The 17,238-nt window shown below is 61.7% G+C and carries 13 protein-coding genes; 1 reads left to right on the top strand and 12 read right to left on the bottom strand.

Annotated elements, in window-relative coordinates; all coding sequences use genetic code 11:
* Nucleotides 1–15 precede the first annotated feature (15 nt).
* The 7 genes from OIL77_00100 to OIL77_00130 form a co-directional block, all read right to left on the bottom strand.
* Entirely contained in the window at nt 16–1,059 is a 1,044-nt protein-coding gene (locus OIL77_00100) for a DHHA1 domain-containing protein (GenBank protein HJI43830.1), read from the bottom strand.
* On the bottom strand, nt 1,052–1,462 hold the full coding sequence (rbfA, locus tag OIL77_00105) for a 30S ribosome-binding factor RbfA (GenBank protein ID HJI43831.1): 411 nt from the start codon (nt 1,460–1,462) through the stop codon (nt 1,052–1,054). The genes OIL77_00100 and rbfA overlap by 8 nt, the downstream gene beginning before the upstream one ends.
* Before the next feature lie 11 nt (nt 1,463–1,473).
* Complete coding sequence (gene infB / locus OIL77_00110) at nt 1,474–4,188, bottom strand: translation initiation factor IF-2 (GenBank protein HJI43832.1); 2,715 nt, start codon at nt 4,186–4,188, stop codon at nt 1,474–1,476.
* A gap of 91 nt (nt 4,189–4,279) precedes the next feature.
* A complete protein-coding gene (gene nusA / locus OIL77_00115) occupies nt 4,280–5,527 on the bottom strand; it encodes a transcription termination factor NusA (protein HJI43833.1) in 1,248 nt (415 codons plus the stop codon).
* Nucleotide 5,528: 1 nt separating this feature from the next.
* Nucleotides 5,529–6,023: a ribosome maturation factor RimP gene (locus OIL77_00120; protein ID HJI43834.1), complete on the bottom strand. Its 495-nt coding sequence runs from the start codon at nt 6,021–6,023 to the stop codon at nt 5,529–5,531.
* 258 nt (nt 6,024–6,281) lie between these two features.
* Nucleotides 6,282–8,858 carry a leucine--tRNA ligase gene (leuS, locus tag OIL77_00125; GenBank protein ID HJI43835.1) on the bottom strand — a complete coding sequence of 859 codons (2,577 nt, stop codon included), beginning with the start codon at nt 8,856–8,858 and terminating at the stop codon, nt 6,282–6,284.
* Nucleotides 8,859–9,231: 373 nt separating this feature from the next.
* Nucleotides 9,232–10,743 carry an IMP dehydrogenase gene (locus OIL77_00130; protein HJI43836.1) on the bottom strand — a complete coding sequence of 504 codons (1,512 nt, stop codon included), beginning with the start codon at nt 10,741–10,743 and terminating at the stop codon, nt 9,232–9,234.
* Nucleotides 10,744–10,936: 193 nt separating this feature from the next.
* Between OIL77_00130 and OIL77_00135 the strand changes: the two genes are divergently transcribed.
* Nucleotides 10,937–11,284 (top strand): LysR family transcriptional regulator, encoded by a 348-nt coding sequence (locus OIL77_00135; GenBank protein ID HJI43837.1) that lies wholly within the window; start codon nt 10,937–10,939, stop codon nt 11,282–11,284.
* Here OIL77_00135 and OIL77_00140 read toward each other — a convergent pair whose 3' ends face one another.
* From OIL77_00140 to pelG, 5 genes are all read right to left on the bottom strand, one after another.
* Nucleotides 11,285–12,277 carry a PLP-dependent transferase gene (locus OIL77_00140; GenBank protein HJI43838.1) on the bottom strand — a complete coding sequence of 331 codons (993 nt, stop codon included), beginning with the start codon at nt 12,275–12,277 and terminating at the stop codon, nt 11,285–11,287.
* A 207-nt stretch (nt 12,278–12,484) separates the two neighbouring features.
* Complete coding sequence (locus OIL77_00145; GenBank protein HJI43839.1) at nt 12,485–13,150, bottom strand: DUF4956 domain-containing protein; 666 nt, start codon at nt 13,148–13,150, stop codon at nt 12,485–12,487.
* 3 nt (nt 13,151–13,153) lie between these two features.
* The gene (locus OIL77_00150; protein HJI43840.1) at nt 13,154–13,945 is read right to left on the bottom strand and encodes a polyphosphate polymerase domain-containing protein; all 792 of its coding nucleotides are present in this window, start codon (nt 13,943–13,945) and stop codon (nt 13,154–13,156) included.
* Nucleotides 13,932–15,701 carry a CotH kinase family protein gene (locus tag OIL77_00155; GenBank protein ID HJI43841.1) on the bottom strand — a complete coding sequence of 590 codons (1,770 nt, stop codon included), beginning with the start codon at nt 15,699–15,701 and terminating at the stop codon, nt 13,932–13,934. The genes OIL77_00150 and OIL77_00155 overlap by 14 nt, the downstream gene beginning before the upstream one ends.
* Nucleotides 15,691–17,235 carry an exopolysaccharide Pel transporter PelG gene (gene pelG / locus OIL77_00160; GenBank protein ID HJI43842.1) on the bottom strand — a complete coding sequence of 515 codons (1,545 nt, stop codon included), beginning with the start codon at nt 17,233–17,235 and terminating at the stop codon, nt 15,691–15,693. Before pelG ends, OIL77_00155 begins: the two co-directional genes overlap by 11 nt.
* Between the last annotated feature and the right edge of the window lie 3 nt (nt 17,236–17,238).

Below are 17,238 nucleotides of genomic sequence, written 5' to 3' on the forward strand. Positions count from 1 at the left end.
GTACCATCCAAAAAGTTAGAGCTCGACGGTCACCGAAGCGGGATCCTCCCCCACCAGCTCGGCCAGCATGGGAAGTGCCACGGCGAGCGTCTCGCGAATCGTTCCGTTGTTGGAAAAGCCGGCGGCGGCATGATGCCCGCCACCGCCAAAGTTGGCAGCAATCTCGGACACATCGAGGTCACCCTTGGAGCGCAGGTTGCCGCGCACCTTGGTATCGCCCTCGATGCCCTTTAGGAACAGGCAGACCTCAACGCCCATCACCGAACGCACCACATCGACCAGACCGTCGCACTCATCCGAGGTGACACCGCAGGCCTCGAGGTCGCTCTGGTACGCATAACTATATGCCACGCGACCGTGCGCCACGGTCTTGATACGACCCATAACGATGGACTTGAGATGCAAGAACTCTACGCGCATGCTCTGGTAGACCTCGAGCGCGACGCGCGCCGGATCGGCACCGTGCGCGACCAGGCGCGAGGCGGCATGGAACGCAGCAGCATCGGCGTTTTGGTACTGAAAACGACCGGTATCGGTCACCAGGCCGCACAGCAGGCAGGTCGCGACACCGTTGCGAGCCACAATGCCGCAATTGTCCAAAAAGCGGTCGATGATCATGGCGCAGGCCGCGGCGCCGACGCACCTCAGGCTCAGCTCGGCAAATTCCTCGCGCGCCGGATGGTGATCGAAACACACCACATGCGACGAGCGGCGGAGCACCTCGGCGGAGTTGTTCAGACGCTCGACGACCGGCACGTCCACCGAGATGAACAGATCCGGATTGCCGGTATACGCAGATGCCGGCACCAGACGGTCGGCGCCCTCCATAAAGCGGTAGATGCGCGGAACCGGATCATCGTCTGCCAGCAGCAGGGCAATGTCCTTGTTGGGGAAAAACTTCATGAGCGATAAGCCCAGACCCAGCACGGAGCCCAGGGCGTCACCATCGGGAGACGTATGTCCCGAAATCGCAATGGAGGACGCACCCTCGATGAGCTCGAGGATGCGTCGCTGAATATCTGCAGACTCGCACGATGCGAGGTCGGCGGAATTACTCATCTAAAGCTGCCTCCTGGGCGGCATCCGCTATTGGATAGCCGTCCTCATCCTTTTCGATCGCAAGCGTGGCGGGAACGTTTTCCAGCGCACGCGTGATGCGCTCGGCCTCATCGGTCGAGCGATCGATGCGAAAATCGAGCTCGGGCGTGACGCGCCAATCGAGCGAGCGGGCCAACAGGCTACGGATGCGGCCCTTGGCGCTGGCAAGCGCCTCCATGACCTCGTCGTAGCGGCTCGCGTCGCACGACACGTACACGCGCGCGAACGAACGGTCCACCGCGACCTCGACCGCGGTCAGGGTGACCAGGTCGAGACGCGGATCGGAAACCTCAAAGAGCAGGATATAACCGAGCTTCTCGCGAAGCTGCTCGCCCAGACGGCGGGTTGCCTGCGTTTGCTTCATAGCGCTACCCCCTACTCGGTACGGGCAACCTGGTCGATGCGGTAGCCCTCAATGGTGTCGCCAGGCTTGATGTCCTGGAAGTTCTCCAGGCCAATACCGCCCTCGGAGCCGCTCTTGAGGCTCCTGGCCTCGTCCTTGTAGTGGCGCATCGAGGCGATTTTACCGTTGAAGACCACGATGCCGTCGCGCACCAGGCGCACAGAATCGGTTGCGGCGATCTCGCCCTCTTCGACGCGGACACCGGCGGCGATACCAACCTTGGGCACCTTGAAGGTATCCAGGACGGTCGCAGTACCCGTGGAGACCTCGACCTCGGTGGGCTTGAGCATACCGATGCGGGCAGCGTCGAGGTCCTCGAGGCACTTGTAGATGACGTCGTAGCAACGGATCTCGACGCCCTCGCGCTCGGCGGCGGAGCGGGCCTTGCCGTCGGGACGGACGCCAAAGCCGATGATGATGGCGTTGGAAGCGTCGGCCAGGACGACGTCGGTCTCGTTGATGGCACCGACCGCGGAGTGAATCGTGTTGATGCGCACCTCGGACTGATCCATCTTGTCGAGGGAGTCCTGAAGGGCCTCGATGGAACCCTGGACGTCGGCCTTGATGATCAGGTTGAGCTCCTTGACCTCGGCGTCGGCGATGGTCTCGAAGAGGTTCTCGAGCGTCACGTGCTTCACGCGGCTCTGCTCCTCGATACGGGCCTTGAGCGAACGCTCGTCGGCCAGCGCACGTGCCTCGCGCTCGTCCTCGAACACGCGGAACTCATCGCCGGCGTTGGGGACGGACTGCAGGCCCAAGATCTCGACGGCGTCGGAAGGACCGGCCTCGGTGACGGCGTTGCCCTTGGGGTCGAGCATGGCGCGGACGCGGCCGTAGGTGAGGCCGGCGACCAGCGTGTCGCCCACGTGCAGGGTACCGCGGGTCACGAGCACGGTGGCAACCGAGCCGCGGCCCTTGTCGAGCTTAGCCTCGAGGACGTTGCCCGAAGCAAAGGTATCAGGGTTGGCCTTGAGCTCGAGCACGTCGGCCTGGAGCAGCACGGTCTCGAGCAGGTCATCGATACCGATCTTCTGCTTGGCCGAGATGTTGACGAACATGTTCTGTCCGCCCCACTCCTCGGGGATGATGCCGTACTCGGTGAGCTCCTGGCGCACGCGGTCGGGGTTGGCACCCGGCTTATCGATCTTGTTGACGGCGACGACGATGGGAACGCCGGCAGCCTTGGCGTGGTTGATCGACTCGATGGTCTGGGGCATGACGCCGTCGTCGGCAGCCACGATCAGGATGACGATGTCGGTCACCTTGGCGCCGCGGGCACGCATGGCCGTAAAGGTGGCGTGACCGGGGGTATCGATGAAGGTGATCTTACGGTCGTTGATCATGACCTGCGAAGCGCCGATGGCCTGCGTAATGCCGCCCGCCTCGCCGGCAGCAACGCCGGTGTGACGGATGGCGTCGAGCAGCGACGTCTTGCCGTGGTCGACGTGGCCCATGACGGTGACGACCGGGGCACGCGGTTTAAGATCGGCGGGGTCGTCGTAGAACGAGAAGGTGTTCTCCTCCTCGGGGGTGATGATCTTGATCTGGCGACCCAGGTCGTCGGCAACGAGCTCGACGAGGTCATCGGACATGGACTGTGTCATGGTAAGCGGCGTGCCCAGCAGGAACAGGCGCTTGATGATGTCGTTGGCCGGAACGTCGAGCGCCTCGGCGAGCTCCTGGACGGTAACGCCCTGGGAGACCTTGATGGCGTCGAGGTCCTCGGGGTTCACGCCCTGGGCCAGCGCCTCCTCAATCTTGCGCTCTTCCTGAGCCTTTGCGGCCTCGCGCTCGCGCTTCTCCTTGCGCTTTTTGCGGCGACCAGTGGACTCGCGAGAGGCCTCCTCGACGGCGGCACGAGCCTCCTCGAGCACCTTCTCGCGGCTGTACTCCTCGGCCTCGCGAGCCATGCGGCTGTAGTGGTCCTCTTCGTTGTTGTGACCGCCCTTGCGCTTCTTGCCCTTGCCCTGCTTATCGGGGTTGGGGAAGTCCATACCGGCAGCGACGTTGTTGCTGGCGTTGGTGCGATGGCTGTGGGGACGGCTCTCGGATGCGTTGCGCTCGGAGTTGCTGTCGGAGGCGTTGCGATCGTTACGACGGCCGCCGCGACGGTCGTTGTTGCCGCCACGACGGTTGCCGCGCTCGGCAGCGCGCTCGGCCTTGGCCTTCTCCTCAGCGTCCTTCTTCTCCTTGAGCACGGTCTCCTGTGCGGCGATCTGGTCGAGCAGAGAGCGGAAACGCGAACCGGAGTCGGAAGCGGGAACGGCGCGGCGCTGGGCCTCGCGGGCAGCCTCCTCCTTCTCGCGGGCAAGGCGCTCCTGCTCGGCCTTCTTCTTAGCCTCGGCCTCGGCGCGGGCGGCCTCCTCGGCAGCCTGGGCAGCGGCGAACTGGCGGCGCTCCTCCTCGCGTGCCTTCTCGGCGGCGATGCGCTCGCGCTCTGCCTCGGCAGCGCGTGCTGCCTCCTCGGCGGCAGCGGCCTGCTCCTCGGCCAGCTTGGCGGCCTCGACTTCCTGGGCGCGGGCCTCGATCACCGAGGCGAGCTGCTTGCGGACCATGGCGACGTATGCGTCCTCCAGAGCGGAGGAAGCGGACTTAGCGGGAATCTTCATTTCGGCGAGATGACCCATCAGTTCCTTGGAGGTCATGCCGAACTCTTTGGCCAGGGTGGACACACGGACTTTTGCCATATGACTTCACCTACCCTTTCTGGCACCTTGGGTGCCTAGAGACTGAACGAGCGTGGGATATGCGCTGGGACCCGCCCGGCGCGACCGCGCGCTAGATCAGGTCCTCCGCATCATCGAAGGCGTCGGTATCGTGGACACCGCAGAAACGGGAGCCGGGACGGGCCTGGTTGCGGCACTGGATGCCGTCCTCGGACACGAACTCGCAGCGACGGACGTCCTCGTCCTCCTCGTCACCGATCAGGTCGGCGGCGGGCTCCTCGTGAACGGGAACATTCTTGAGGATGTCGGCGGCAAGGGTCTCGGACTTAATGTCGATGTGCCAGCCGGTCAGGCGCGCGGCGAGGCGGGCATTCTGGCCCTCCTTGCCGATGGCGAGGGACAGCTGGTCATCGGGCACGATGACGCCGGCGTAGGCCTTCTCCTCGTCGATAAGGACGCGGGTGACCTTGGCAGGCGACAGGGCGTTGGCGACGTAGACGGCCGGATCGGCATCCCACAGGATGACGTCGACGCGCTCGCCACGGAGCTCGCCCACGACGGCGCGAACACGGCTGCCCTTAGGGCCGACGCAGGCGCCCACGGGATCCAGGCGATCGTCGAGCGAGTGGACGGCGACCTTAGAGCGCTGACCGGGCTCGCGGGCGATCGACTTGATCTGGACGGTGCCCTCATAGATCTCGGGCACCTCCTGCTCAAACAGACGACGCATGAGCTCGGGGTGGGTACGGGAGATGACAATCGGCGGGCGGCTGTGCTCGCCACGGACCGGCTGCAAGTTGGAGTTGGGGTCGCGAACGTCGATGATCACGGCCTTGATATGCTGGTTGTGCAGGTAGCGCTCGCCCATCGGACGCTCGTTGCGCTCGTTCTCGTAACGGCGCTGGTCGAAGTGCGGAAGCTCGGCCTCGACGCCCTCGCGAATCTTGACGATCGTGAAGTCGGGCGTGGACTGCAGCACGGTACCGCTGATGAGGTCACCGATGCGGCCGGAGAACTCCTCGTAGATCTGCTCGCGGGCGGAGTTGCGTACGATTGCGTTGATCTCGGCCTTGGCGTGCTGGGCGGCGATACGGCTCGTGTTCTTAGGAGTGACGTCGATCTCCTCGAACTCGGTGAAGTTGCCCTCCTCGTCCATGGAATCGTCGATCGGCTCCAGACGGTAGACGTAGATCTTGCCGGTGGTGCGATCGATGGTCACCTTGGCGCCCCACTCAAGATGCAGGATCTCGGCATAGCTCTTGGCGAGCGACTGCTCCAGGCGGTCGATCAGGTAGAGCTGGTCGATGTGCTTCTCCTGGCAAAGCTCCATCAGGGCGGACATCATGTCGGATGCTGCCATCTTACTTTCCTTCCTTCGCGGGCTTGAAGTCATAGGTGGGCTTCAACTTGCACTTTTTAACATCAGAGAAATCGAGGGTGACGGACTCGCCGTCCTCGAGCTCGAGGGTCACGTTCGTCTCGGTGGCAGCGGCAATCTTGCCGGCGTACTTGCGACGGCCCTCGGTGGCGGTGGAGGTGAGCTCGCAGTTCTCGCCCACAAAGCGGGCAAAGTCGCACGGGCGGCGCAGCGGGCGCGCCATGCCCGGGCTCGACACCTCGAGCGTATAGCTCGAAGAGATGGGGTCGAGCTCCTCAATCACATCGCCGACCCACTTAGTGTTGGCCGTGACGTCGTTGAGCGACAGGCTCTGACCCTCGGCACCCTCGATACGCACGCGCACGCAGGGGGCCTTGGTGGCACCCACGAGCTCGACGTCGACGATGTCGACATCGTGCTGGGGAGCGACGGCCTCGAGCGCGTCGATGATCGCCTGCTCGGTCTTGGTCTTGACCATTGCGGCACCTCCATCCATACAAAAAAGAAGCGGGGCCGAAACCCCACTTCTTTCAATTACAACTTCATTTGCAAGCAAACTATACCAATAGCTGCAGAAACGTGCAAGCACAGTACGAATCTGCAGGTCAGCGTGCGCACAGCTTCTCCATAAGAATAGGACAATTGACCGAAGACATCAGGGCAGGTACATGCAAAACGAGGGACGACCCAACCGGATCGCCCCTCGTTTATTGCATGTCAGCTATGCGCACAGCGCTTACTTGACCACCAGGTTGACCAGCTTGCCGGGCACGCAGATGGCCTTGACGACCGTCTTGCCCTCGAGCCACTTGGCGACGGCGGCCTCGGCGGCAGCCTGCATATCCTCATTGGAGGCATCGCGGGCGACGTCAATGCGGCCACGGACCTTGCCGAGCACCTGTACGACGATCTGCACCGTGTCCTCGATGGACTCGGCCAGGTCGAACTCGGGCCAGGCGGCGGTGTAGGCGTTGCCCTCGCAACCGAGTGCCTCGTGCCACAGCTCGTCGGCCCAGAACGGGCAGATGGGGGCAAGGACGCTCACGATGTCCTTGGCCACGCCGTAGCACAGGGCCTTGTCGCGGTCAGCGCCCTCGGTGGCGTTGAGGTAGGCGCTCGCCGCGTTGACGAGCTCCATGACGGCCGAGATCGCGGTGTTGAACTGACCGCGGTCGAAGTCCTCGGTGCACTTGGCGATGGTGCGATGGCGCTCACGGTAGAGCTTCATCGCGACCTCGTCGAGCGCGGACTTGTCAAAGGCCACGTTGGCGTCACCCGACTGGACGAGCTGCCACACGATACGCCAGGCGCGCTTGATGAAGCGGTTAGCGCCCTCGACGGCCTTGGGATCCCAGTCGAAGTCCTTCTCGGGCGGGGCGATAAACAGGATCGCCAGACGCATGGTGTCGGCGCCGTAGGGCTCAATGACCGAGCTCGGGGGCACGACATTGCCCTTGGACTTGGACATGGTGTCGCCGTTCTCGTCCTTGACCATTCCCTGGCACAGCAGGTTGGTGAAGGGCTCGTCCACACTCAGCAGGCCCAGGTCGCGCAGTGCCTTGGTAAAGAAGCGGCTGTAGAGCAGGTGCAGAATGGCGTGCTCGATGCCGCCGATGTAGTTATCGACGGGCATCCAACGGTCGGCGGCCTCGCGGGAGAAAGGCAGCTCGGTGTTGTGCGGGTCGGTATAGCGCAGGTAATACCAGCTGGAGCAAGTGAAGGTGTCCATGGTATCGGTCTCGCGCTTGGCCGGGCGGCCGCAGACCGGGCAGGTGGTCTCGTAGAACTCCTTGCACTCGGCGAGGGTCTCGCCGGCGCCCAGGTCCAGGTTCTCGGGCAGCGTTACCGGCAGCTGGTCCTCGGGCACGGGCACGATGCCGCAGTGCTCGCAGTGGATGGCCGGGATGGGGTTGCCCCAATAGCGCTGGCGGGAAATGAGCCAGTCGCGCAGACGGAACTCGACCTTACGACGACCGCAGCCCATGGCCTCGAGGTCAGCAACGATTGCAGCCTCGCCCTCGGAGTGCTTGCCGCCGCGCATACCGGTGTACTTGCCGGACTGGACGAGCGTGCCCTCGGCAGCGTGGGCGCAATCCCAGTCGACGGTCTCGGCATGGAAGGTATCGATGGTCTCGCCGTTGGCCTCGACGGCAGCGCGGTCGTCATCGTCCAGGATGATCGGCACGATCGGCAGGTCGTACTTGCGGGCGAACTCAAAGTCGCGCTGGTCGCCGCAGGGAACGGCCATGACGGCACCGGTGCCATAGTCGGCAACGACATAATCGGCAACCCACACAGGGACCTTCTCGCCGTTGACGGGGTTTACCACATAGCGGCCCGTGAAGGCACCGTGCTTCTCGAGGGTGCCCTGGGCACGCTCGACGGCGGAGATATGCTTGGAGTCCTCGACGATCTTGGTCACGGCCTCCTCGTACTCCGTACCCTCGACGAGCTCGTGCAGACGAGCGTACTCGGGGGCCAGGACAAAGAAGGAGACACCGAAGAGCGTATCGGCACGCGTGGTGAAGACGGTGATCTTGCCCTCGTCGCCCTCGATGGGCTCGCCATCCTTGTCGCACAGGGTAAAGTCGACCTCGGCGCCCTCGGAGCGACCGATCCAGTTGGCCTGCATCTGCTTGACGCGCTCGGGCCAGCCGGGGAGCTTCTCCAGGTCGTCGAGCAGCTCCTGGGAGTAATCGGTAATCTTGAAGTACCACTGCTCAAGGTCGCGCTTCTCGGGCTCGGTGCCGCAGCGCCAGCACTTGCCCTCGGTGACCTGCTCGTTGGCCAGAACGGTCTTGCAGGTGGGGCACCAGTTGACCGGGTTCTTCTTGCGGTAGACCAGGCCCTTTTCCCACAACTTCTCAAAGATCCACTGACCCCAACGGTAATAATCGGAGCTGCAGGTCTTGACCATGCGATCCAGATCGTAGGAGAAGCCCATGCGCTTCATCGTGGCGAGCGCCTGGTCCATGTTCTTATACGTCCAGGCGGCAGCCTGCGTGTTGTGCTTGATGGCGGCGTTCTCGGCAGGCAGGCCAAAGGCGTCAAAGCCGATGGGGTGCAGCACATCGTAGCCGCGCATGCGGGCCTGACGGGCCATGGCATCGCCGATGGTATAGTTGCGCGCGTGGCCCATGTGCAGGTCGCCCGACGGATACGGGAACATCTCGAGCACGTACTTCTTGGGCTTGCTGGCGTCGGTGTCGACGGCAAAGAGGTTGGAGTCCTCCCAGGCCTTCATCCACCGGGACTCAATGGCCTGCGCGTCGTAGGCAGGGATCTCATCCTTATGATCTGTGCAATCGCACATATCAGCTCCTTTGTTAGCTGGGTTGGGGCGGGGCGTTCTTGCCTTTACTCGCTGCTGCGGACAGTCCTGCTCGCACGAAGAGCACATTAAGTGCTCTTCGGCTCGTGCGGAACTTGCAGCGAGCAAAGGTAAGAACGCCCCGCCACATCGTTAACTCGCATGATGATAGCAAATACGACAAGCGAGATGCCTGCGACTTGCAGGCATCTCGCTTTATCTAAATAACGTGGTTGATACTCAACCTTTATGTGCAACCCGTTCTAGAAACAACGGGTTTTCCAGGTGCCGCAGGTTGCCGTGAAAGAGGAGCGCCGCGTACTTAGGTACGCAAGCGACGGTTTGAACGGCAAGATGCGGTGCCTGGGAAAGCCGCTTATCGATAAGACACAGACTGCTGGGAGTCCTTGACGACAACGTCGTGGGCGCCGCCTTCGACGATGGAGGTGGAGCTGACCAGGGTCAGGCGTGCCTTTTCCTGGAGCTCGGGGATCGAGAGGGCACCGCAATTGCACATCGTGGACTTGACCTTGTAGAGCGTGCCGCCCACGCCGTCCTTGAGGGAACCTGCGTAGGGAACGTAGGAGTCAACGCCCTCGACGAAGCTGAGCTTCGCGGCGCCGCCCAGGTCGTAGCGCTGCCAGTTGCGGGCACGTGCAGAACCCTCGCCCCAGTACTCCTTCATGTACTGACCGTTCACGTTGACGCGCTCGGTCGGGCTCTCGTCGAAGCGGGCGAAGTAGCGACCCAGCATCATAAAGTCGGCACCCATGGCAAGGGCGAGCGTCATGTGGTAGTCGTAGACGATGCCGCCGTCGGAGCACACGGGCACGTAGACACCGGTCTCCTCGTAGTACTCGTCGCGAGCGCGGCAGACGTCGATCAGCGCGGTGGCCTGGCCGCGACCGATACCCTTGGTCTCGCGGGTAATGCAGATGGAACCGCCGCCGATACCGACCTTGATGAAGTCGGCACCGCAGTCGGCCAGAAAGCGGAAGCCCTCGGCGTCGACGACGTTACCGGCACCGACCTTGACGTCCTCGCCGTAGTTGGCGCGGATCCACTCGATGGTGCGCTTCTGCCACTCGCTGAAGCCCTCGGAAGAGTCGATGCACAGGACATCGGCGCCGGCCTCGATGAGCAGCGGCACGCGCTCGGCATAGTCGCGGGTGTTGATACCGGCGCCAACCATGTAGCGCTTGTCGCCATCGAGCAGCTCGTTGGGGTTGGTCTTGTGGCTGTCGTAGTCCTTGCGGAAGACGATGCCCATGAGGTGATCGTTGTCGTCGACGATAGGCAGAGCGTTGAGCTTGTTGTCCCAGATGACGTCGTTGGCAACCTTGAGGCTGATGTTCTTGTCGCCCACGATGAGCTGCTCACGCGGGGTCATGAACTCGGAGACCTTCGTCTGGTGGTCATCGCGACTGGGGCGATAGTCACGGCTGGTGACGATGCCCAGCAGCTTACCCTTGGGAGTGCCGTCGTCGGTAACCGGCATGGTGGAGTGACCGGTCTTCTCCTTGAGCTCAATGACCTGCTCCATGGTCATGTCGGGGGTCAGCGTGGAATCGGACTGAACGAAGCCGGCCTTGTGATCCTTGACGGCCTTGACCATAGCGGCCTCGGACTCGGCGCTCTGGGAACCGTAAATGAAGGACAGGCCACCCTCGGTAGCGAGCGCGACACCCATGTCGACGCCCGAGACGGACTGCATGATGGCGGAAACCATGGGGATGTTCAGGGTGATTGCCGGCTTCTCACCGCGCTTAAAGCGGGTTAGCGGCGTCTTAAGAGAGACGTTGTTGGGGATGCACTGCGAGGACGAGTAACCAGGGACCAGCAGATACTCCGAAAACGTGTGGGACTCACCGGGAAAGAACGTAGCCATGTTTCTCCTTTTTCCATGCGACCGGTCGGCTGCAGGCCTCGTAGGACCCAGCCCAACCTTGGGCGCCCAATACTGGGGAAGTATCTTAACGCACTTTGACTGCTACAATGCATGATTTAAGAAGAGCACACGAGGGTTTGACGCAGGCTTTGCGTTTGCCCAGCAAACACTTTAGCGGGGAGACGTGGAGCACATGGAGTACAAGACGACGGCAAAGTTGGTCATTCAAGCGTGCGACAAGGATCTGCCGGGCGTGTTCGGCCACGGCTGCGTCTTGCTGCTGCAGGGTATTGCCCGCGAGCACTCGCTCAACCGCGCCGCCAAGAGCATGGGCATGGCGTATTCCAAGGCCTGGCGCATTGTGAACGAGGCGGAAGGACAGCTGGGCTGCAAGCTCATCGAGCGCGACGGCGCCCGCGGGTCCAGCCTCACCCCCGCCGGCGAGCGAGCCATAGCGGTCTACGAGGAGCTGCAGGCCGACATCAACCAAGTAATTGCCGCAAAGGCCAACGACCTCATCGCCAGCATCACCAAAAAGTAGCTACTTACGGAGGGCGTTGTCCAGGGTGGCCGCAACTATCAAGGGATTGTCGGTGCCGGCGAAGAGGCGGACGGTGCTCCCCTGCTTGCCGCGTGGGGCCGAAAGGCGCGTCGTTGCGCCGCCGGCGGGCGATATGCGGAACTCGTCGGGCAAAGCGTCGAAGAGCTCGCCCGCGCTAAGCTCGATAAGGTCAAATTCAACTGCCGGACCAAAGCCATGCTCGAGGATTCCCGTCGCAATAGCATGATCGGGATGCGAGCTCAGCCCGGGATAGCGCACGTTGCGCACCATTTCGTTGGCGGCCAGGTACTCGGCCAGCGCACGGGCGCGGTCGAAATGCGCCTGCATGCGGGCGTCGTGCGAGGACAGCCCGCATTCCAGCACGTCGGCCTCATCGACAGACAGGTCGAGTGCCAACGCACCGCAACCAGCAAACAACGCATGCGCACACTCGGCAGCGGCATCCACACGATGGCGCTTGAGTTGCGAGCGCGCCACCGAAGCGGCAACGAGCTTGCGCGGAGCTTTGCCGGCGCACACGCGATCGAGCGCCTCGAGCGACAGGACGGCACCCAAACGCAGCGGATCGCACCCAAAGACGCTTGCCACGGTGTTATCCACCACAAGCAGCGCACGGGCCTCACGCGCCGCCCGACCCAGCGCACGCAGATCGGGCACGCGCAGACCAAACCCGCCGATGGAGTTGACGAACCACCACAGGTGCGGACCCTCGGCATCAAACGAAGCATCCAAGCCCTCGGACGCGGCGGTAAACGCCGCAACCGACGGCTCCCCCACGAGCACAACGTCGCAGGCATCAAAGCCGCGCGCAAACGCATCGGCAAAGTCGTCCGCAAAGGCCACCAGGCGGTCACCAGGACGCACAATCCCCAACAGAGACAGCGCCGCCGGCACATGCGAGGCCGCAACAAGACGCGCCTCACGCGCACCAGCCCTTATAGCCCAGGCCTCTTCTAGCTGTTGCACGTCCACGCGGCACCATCCCTTAATTAAAACCGAACCAAATAAGCTTTCCAGGTTGAGGATAGCTAGCGAGCGGGCAGCTGCCGTAGCGAGGTGCCGCGAAAGAGGAGCGACGCGTACTTTATGTACGCGAGCGACGGTTTGAGCGGCAGATCGCCCGGCAGATGTCCGCGCAGCGTCGAGCGGTCCGGCGTTCGTTAGAACGCCGGAACAAAATCACCCGTGATACTCGCCGTTGTATTGGATAAGCGTCAGGTCATCCACGCCATCGAGTGCGCGGATGGCATCGGCATAGGGCATATCCACACCGTCCGAGAACACCTCGACGGCCATCTCCACCTTGTCGCCGCGCATCGTCTTGGACTTGACGGAAAACTTAGTGCGCCCAAATGCGCGCACGATATCATCGCCGGTGGTCTGACCCGTGTAGTGAATGACCATCATGTACACGCGCGCCTTGTCCTGGTGGCTCGCAAAGCCAGCGATCATCACCACGATCACCACGGCCGTGAGCCCCACGAGCGCATACATGCCGGCGCCGGCCGTAATGCCCGTCGTAATGGCCCAAAACAGATACAGCAGGTCGAGCGGGTCCTTGACCGCCGTACGGTAACGAACGATGGACAGAGCACCGACCATACCGAGCGAGATGACCACGTTCGTCGAGATCGCGAGCGTGACCATGCAGGTGAGCACGCACATGCCCACGAGCGTCACGGCAAAACTGCGCGAATACACCACGCCGGTAAAAAAGCGCTTGTACACGTAATAGATCAGGATGCCCATGGCGAGCGCCACGAGCAGCGAAAGACCAATCTTGGCAGGGTCGACCTGGCCAAACGCCTCCAAAACGGAGTTCTTAAAAAAGTCCCTGGTGCTCATGGTCTAAATATCCCCTCGGTTCCCAAAATCCGATTCCCAGTAGTTAAATCCGCGAAGGTAGGCGGTCTTGTCGTAGCACAGGCAGTACTTGGAGACCGCCGTAAGCTCGGCTGCGCCCGGCGGCACCATATCGCGCACCAGCTGCGGGCAAAACTCCGTAAACTTGACCTCCATCACTAGCTTGCCGGGCTCCAGGACCGGCAGCGCGGGCAGCGTCGCGTCAAAGATATCGAAGCTTCCCACCGCGGCACGCACGTTCATGTCAAACGCAATGCGCACAGTGCCCTCATCCATCACCCACGGCTCGCGCTCGTAGTCCACGATGGTCCTCGGGCGCATCACGTTGCAGATGCACTCAATGTAGAACTCGCGACAGAGCGGATAGGGGCTCCTCAGCAAAAAGTCGTAGTCTCCGGCCAGAATCTGCTCAAACTCGCCACGTGTGAGCGGCGCGTCCTCCTTGTAAATCCAGCTACCGTACTTCTTTTTGCGCTCGAGCTTAATCACCTTGTCGCTGCCGTTATAGATGCGCACGCGATACTTTTTGCGCATGAGAATACCGGCGTCTTTTTCCTCGTAGGCCGAGTTGCAGTAGTCGTCAAAATACAGGCTGCGAATGGTGTAACCACCCGCCCGTGCATGCTTGTCCAGCTTAAACACCGACGCCATGCGACAGGCAAGCGCAGCGTGCTCGCCCTCGTTAATGAGATATTTGAGCTCGTGGCGGTAACGCTCCTGCGTGGCACGCACAGGCGGGGCCGCCCAGCGCTCAAGCAGCGCGCTAGCCCTCCTCATACGTGTCCTCCACGACCTTACCGCCATCTTGCACGTAAAAACACTTCATGCCGTAGTGCTTGCCGTCGTCGGTCACATAGTAGTCAAACGCATCTTGCGTATGGCCGTCGGAGTTGGCGGCACGCACGCGAACAAAATACTGGCCGGTATCGGGCGCATCGCAGGTCACCTCGGGAAGCAGCACGTCCTCGGCCTTAAAGACCACGTCGCTTATGGCATAGTCGCGCGCAAGCTCTACGGTGTAGCGAATGTCGCGCGCCTCAAAGTCGTAGGACGCATCCCAATTAATACGCAGCTTACCGTTATCGATCTGCGGCACGCCAATGTAGAACGGCATGGGCTTTTTAAAACTCTCGCGAAAGCTCTTGTAGTTCTCCTCGATCTCGGAGGGAATCGCCGCGGCGATCTGCTCGTATTGGTCCTTGGTGACAGGCAGATTATCGATATCGGGCGAAGCAAAGACCAGGGATTCAGTCACCTCGCGGTAGTGTTTGATCATCTTGGTCAAGCGAGTCTCGGTCAAATACGAGCGCAAGTCCTTGACGGCACGGTCGAGTTCGCTGCGGAACGACTTGCTTCGCAACGCGCGGTTAAACAGCACGTTGCCCCAGTAGTTGCTTGCACCGCGCTCCCAGCTCGCGTAGTCCGAAAACCCGGTAAGAGAAAGCTCCAGCTTACGCAGCATGCCGTCGTTATCCCAATCTAAAAAGTACCAGGTATTTGAGTTGAGCGGGCTGTACAGATAGCAGTTACGGTTCTGCGTATCGCAGTTGCCCGTCAGAATCTGAAACGCCAGCCAATAGACCAGGTTCTCGGTATCAAAGTAGGTGTCGAGCACGTCATCGATCTTTTGCGATTCGTCGTTGAGGGCGTCGAGCATCTCGATGAGCTTGGTGTGGCCCGAATCGCCCTTAATCTCGAGCATGCCCTCAAAGCTTGCCTGGTTGTAGTCGGGATCGTCGGCAAGCTTAATGGTGTCCTCGTAGCGATGGAAATCAAAGCTGTTCACCTTGTACAGGTGCCCGCTCTTATCCAGGCCATGTGCCTTAAGCGCCGTCTTGTTGAGCTGCTCCACCTGCGTAAACAGGCCGTAGTCCTCAAAAGTATCGTTGGACTTTTCGGTCTGGTCGCACACCCACAGATGCACAAACTGCGTGCGCAGGCCCATCATCTGGGGAATCCCGCGGATAAGGTCGTAGGCCATCTTGTTGCGAAAACGCATACCCTCGCCCATGTGCTTGTTGAGCGCAATCGCGCGCTGTTGGCGCCAGGTACCCTTGCCCTTTTTGAGCTCCACCTTGTAATTCTTTTGCGAGTTATTGCTCGATGTCTGGCCGCGCACCTGCACGGTGGCATTGGGCGCTTCCTCGCCATAGCCAACCTCGCCGGCCACCGGGCCGTCTTCGTCGCCCGGCTGCAGCAGACCCATAACCTGATAGCGCGTCACACCCATGTCGGCATAGTCATACACCGAGTACGTATTGATCTCGGCCCAGCTGTGGTCGGTGTTCTCGGACCTGTTACCGCGCGAGACGGTCAGGTACATGGTCACAATGCCCGAGTCATCGTAGACCTCGTAGAGCTCGTCCTTGTCGCGCAGGTGTTTGGCCTTATTCGAGGCCTCAGCCTTTTTAATCTTGTCCTGCTTTTTGACCTTTTTGGTCGAGGAGTCTTCCTGCACCGAGCAGCCCGAAAGCAACAGCGCGCCGGCAGCCGCCTCAAGCAGGCGACGGCGAGACATCATCCTAACGGTCATCAGAACCTCCCCAATGCTTGCGATATACGCGAACTACTGCGCGCTCGAACGCGCCGTGCGGCACGACCTTATGTCGGCCTTCCTCATAGCGTTGTTCGGCACGGTCGAGCAAGCGGCCCAGCTGTGTAAAGCGACCCGTTTTGTCGGTCGCCACAATGGGCTGCTGGCTCAGGATACGATAAGGCAAGTTGGCGGTATAGGTATCGAACCGCAGCAGCGCCACGATAAAAAACACCGCCGCACCCAACAAAAAGCCAAAGCCGTAAAACTGCTGCGGCAAAAGCAACGACACGGCAGTCGCCAGCCCGGCCACACCGGCAAACAGGCCCGAAGCCAGAACGGCCCCCTTGTAGTCGGTAAAGTACAGCAAGATGAGCATCACCGTATTGCCCACGGCATACAGGCCATAACCCACGCACAGCGTGCGAAAATACCCGTGCATAAGGTTGTTAAAGCCCAGCGGCAGAGCCGAGAGCACCGTGGTCTCGAGAGAAATGACCGCAGCGGTCACAAACAGCTGCTTGAGCGCGCAAAAGCGCAGTTCGCTGTTGAGCGTGGAGAGCATCTCCTCCTCGGCCACCACAATGTCGCCTACCACGCCGCCGTCGTTGAACAGGCTGTAGTAGTCGCGGTAGCGCGGATAGAAGTTGACCTCGACCGAGACCACAAAGTTGACGGTCGTGACCAGGATGGTCAAAAACGCGATGAGCGCCGGCACATCGTAGTAGGGCGCACCATAAAAGAAGCCCTTGACCTGCACGCCAATGGGACCGGCCCAAATAATCACCAGGTGCGCAAAGAGCCCCAGATTGGTTAACAGACCCGTGAGCGCCAGCGGCATAAACTGATCGAGCCACCGCAAAAAGGGCCAGGGGCTGCGGTCGCTCTGAGGAAAATACCGGTACAGCAGCACCACGTCCCAGGCGAGCATGACGCCGTAGCCCAGAGCAATTGACGCCAACAGGCCCTCGACCGGCGGCAGTCCCAGCGCCAGCGCGGCCAGGGCGCACAGGCACGCCACGCCAATGGCAGCCGCAAAGCTGCACAGGATGCCGCGGTAATCCTTGATGGCCGTGAGGTAACTCATGCCGTTCCAGTTGACGATCATAATGTTGAACAGCCACAGGCACAGCAGCCCCTGCAGCAGCGTGGCGCCCGAGAACAGCAAAAAGACGCCGTAGAGCACCGTGCCCGCAACGAGCATGATGGCGTTGGAGCCCCAAAACGAAGGCAGTATCTCATCCTCGCGCTCGGCAAACAACATATCAGCCAAAAAGCGCGTGACCGGCATGGAGAAAAAGCTCGTGAGCGTGAGCGACGCCAGCAGCGTATAGGTCACCATGCACACCAGCAGGTCTTGGTTGGCGCGGCCCACGCCCCACAGACCGCACAGCACCAAGATACCCACCTGGAGCAGCACGCCCAGCAGCATCGGGCCCGTGCACACAATGCCGGCGTAGCCATAGGCGCGCATCGTGGCAAACAGGCCCTTGCGCTTAAACAGGCGCTTGAGCTCAAAACCAATTCCGGCCACCGG

The organism is Coriobacteriaceae bacterium (genome assembly GCA_025993015.1).
Lineage (GTDB): Bacteria > Actinomycetota > Coriobacteriia > Coriobacteriales > Coriobacteriaceae > Collinsella.

What these genes read in the sequence shown, in the direction of transcription:
- OIL77_00100 (HJI43830.1), bottom strand. Translation starts at nt 1,059, where the DNA reads ATGAGTAATTCCGCCGACCTCGCATCGTGCGAGTCTGCAGATATTCAG.
- rbfA (HJI43831.1), bottom strand. Translation starts at nt 1,462, where the DNA reads ATGAAGCAAACGCAGGCAACCCGCCGTCTGGGCGAGCAGCTTCGCGAG.
- infB (HJI43832.1), bottom strand. Translation starts at nt 4,188, where the DNA reads ATGGCAAAAGTCCGTGTGTCCACCCTGGCCAAAGAGTTCGGCATGACC.
- nusA (HJI43833.1), bottom strand. Translation starts at nt 5,527, where the DNA reads ATGGCAGCATCCGACATGATGTCCGCCCTGATGGAGCTTTGCCAGGAG.
- OIL77_00120 (HJI43834.1), bottom strand. Translation starts at nt 6,023, where the DNA reads ATGGTCAAGACCAAGACCGAGCAGGCGATCATCGACGCGCTCGAGGCC.
- leuS (HJI43835.1), bottom strand. Translation starts at nt 8,858, where the DNA reads ATGTGCGATTGCACAGATCATAAGGATGAGATCCCTGCCTACGACGCG.
- OIL77_00130 (HJI43836.1), bottom strand. Translation starts at nt 10,743, where the DNA reads ATGGCTACGTTCTTTCCCGGTGAGTCCCACACGTTTTCGGAGTATCTG.
- OIL77_00135 (HJI43837.1), top strand. Translation starts at nt 10,937, where the DNA reads ATGGAGTACAAGACGACGGCAAAGTTGGTCATTCAAGCGTGCGACAAG.
- OIL77_00145 (HJI43839.1), bottom strand. Translation starts at nt 13,150, where the DNA reads ATGAGCACCAGGGACTTTTTTAAGAACTCCGTTTTGGAGGCGTTTGGC.
- OIL77_00150 (HJI43840.1), bottom strand. Translation starts at nt 13,945, where the DNA reads ATGAGGAGGGCTAGCGCGCTGCTTGAGCGCTGGGCGGCCCCGCCTGTG.
- OIL77_00155 (HJI43841.1), bottom strand. Translation starts at nt 15,701, where the DNA reads ATGACCGTTAGGATGATGTCTCGCCGTCGCCTGCTTGAGGCGGCTGCC.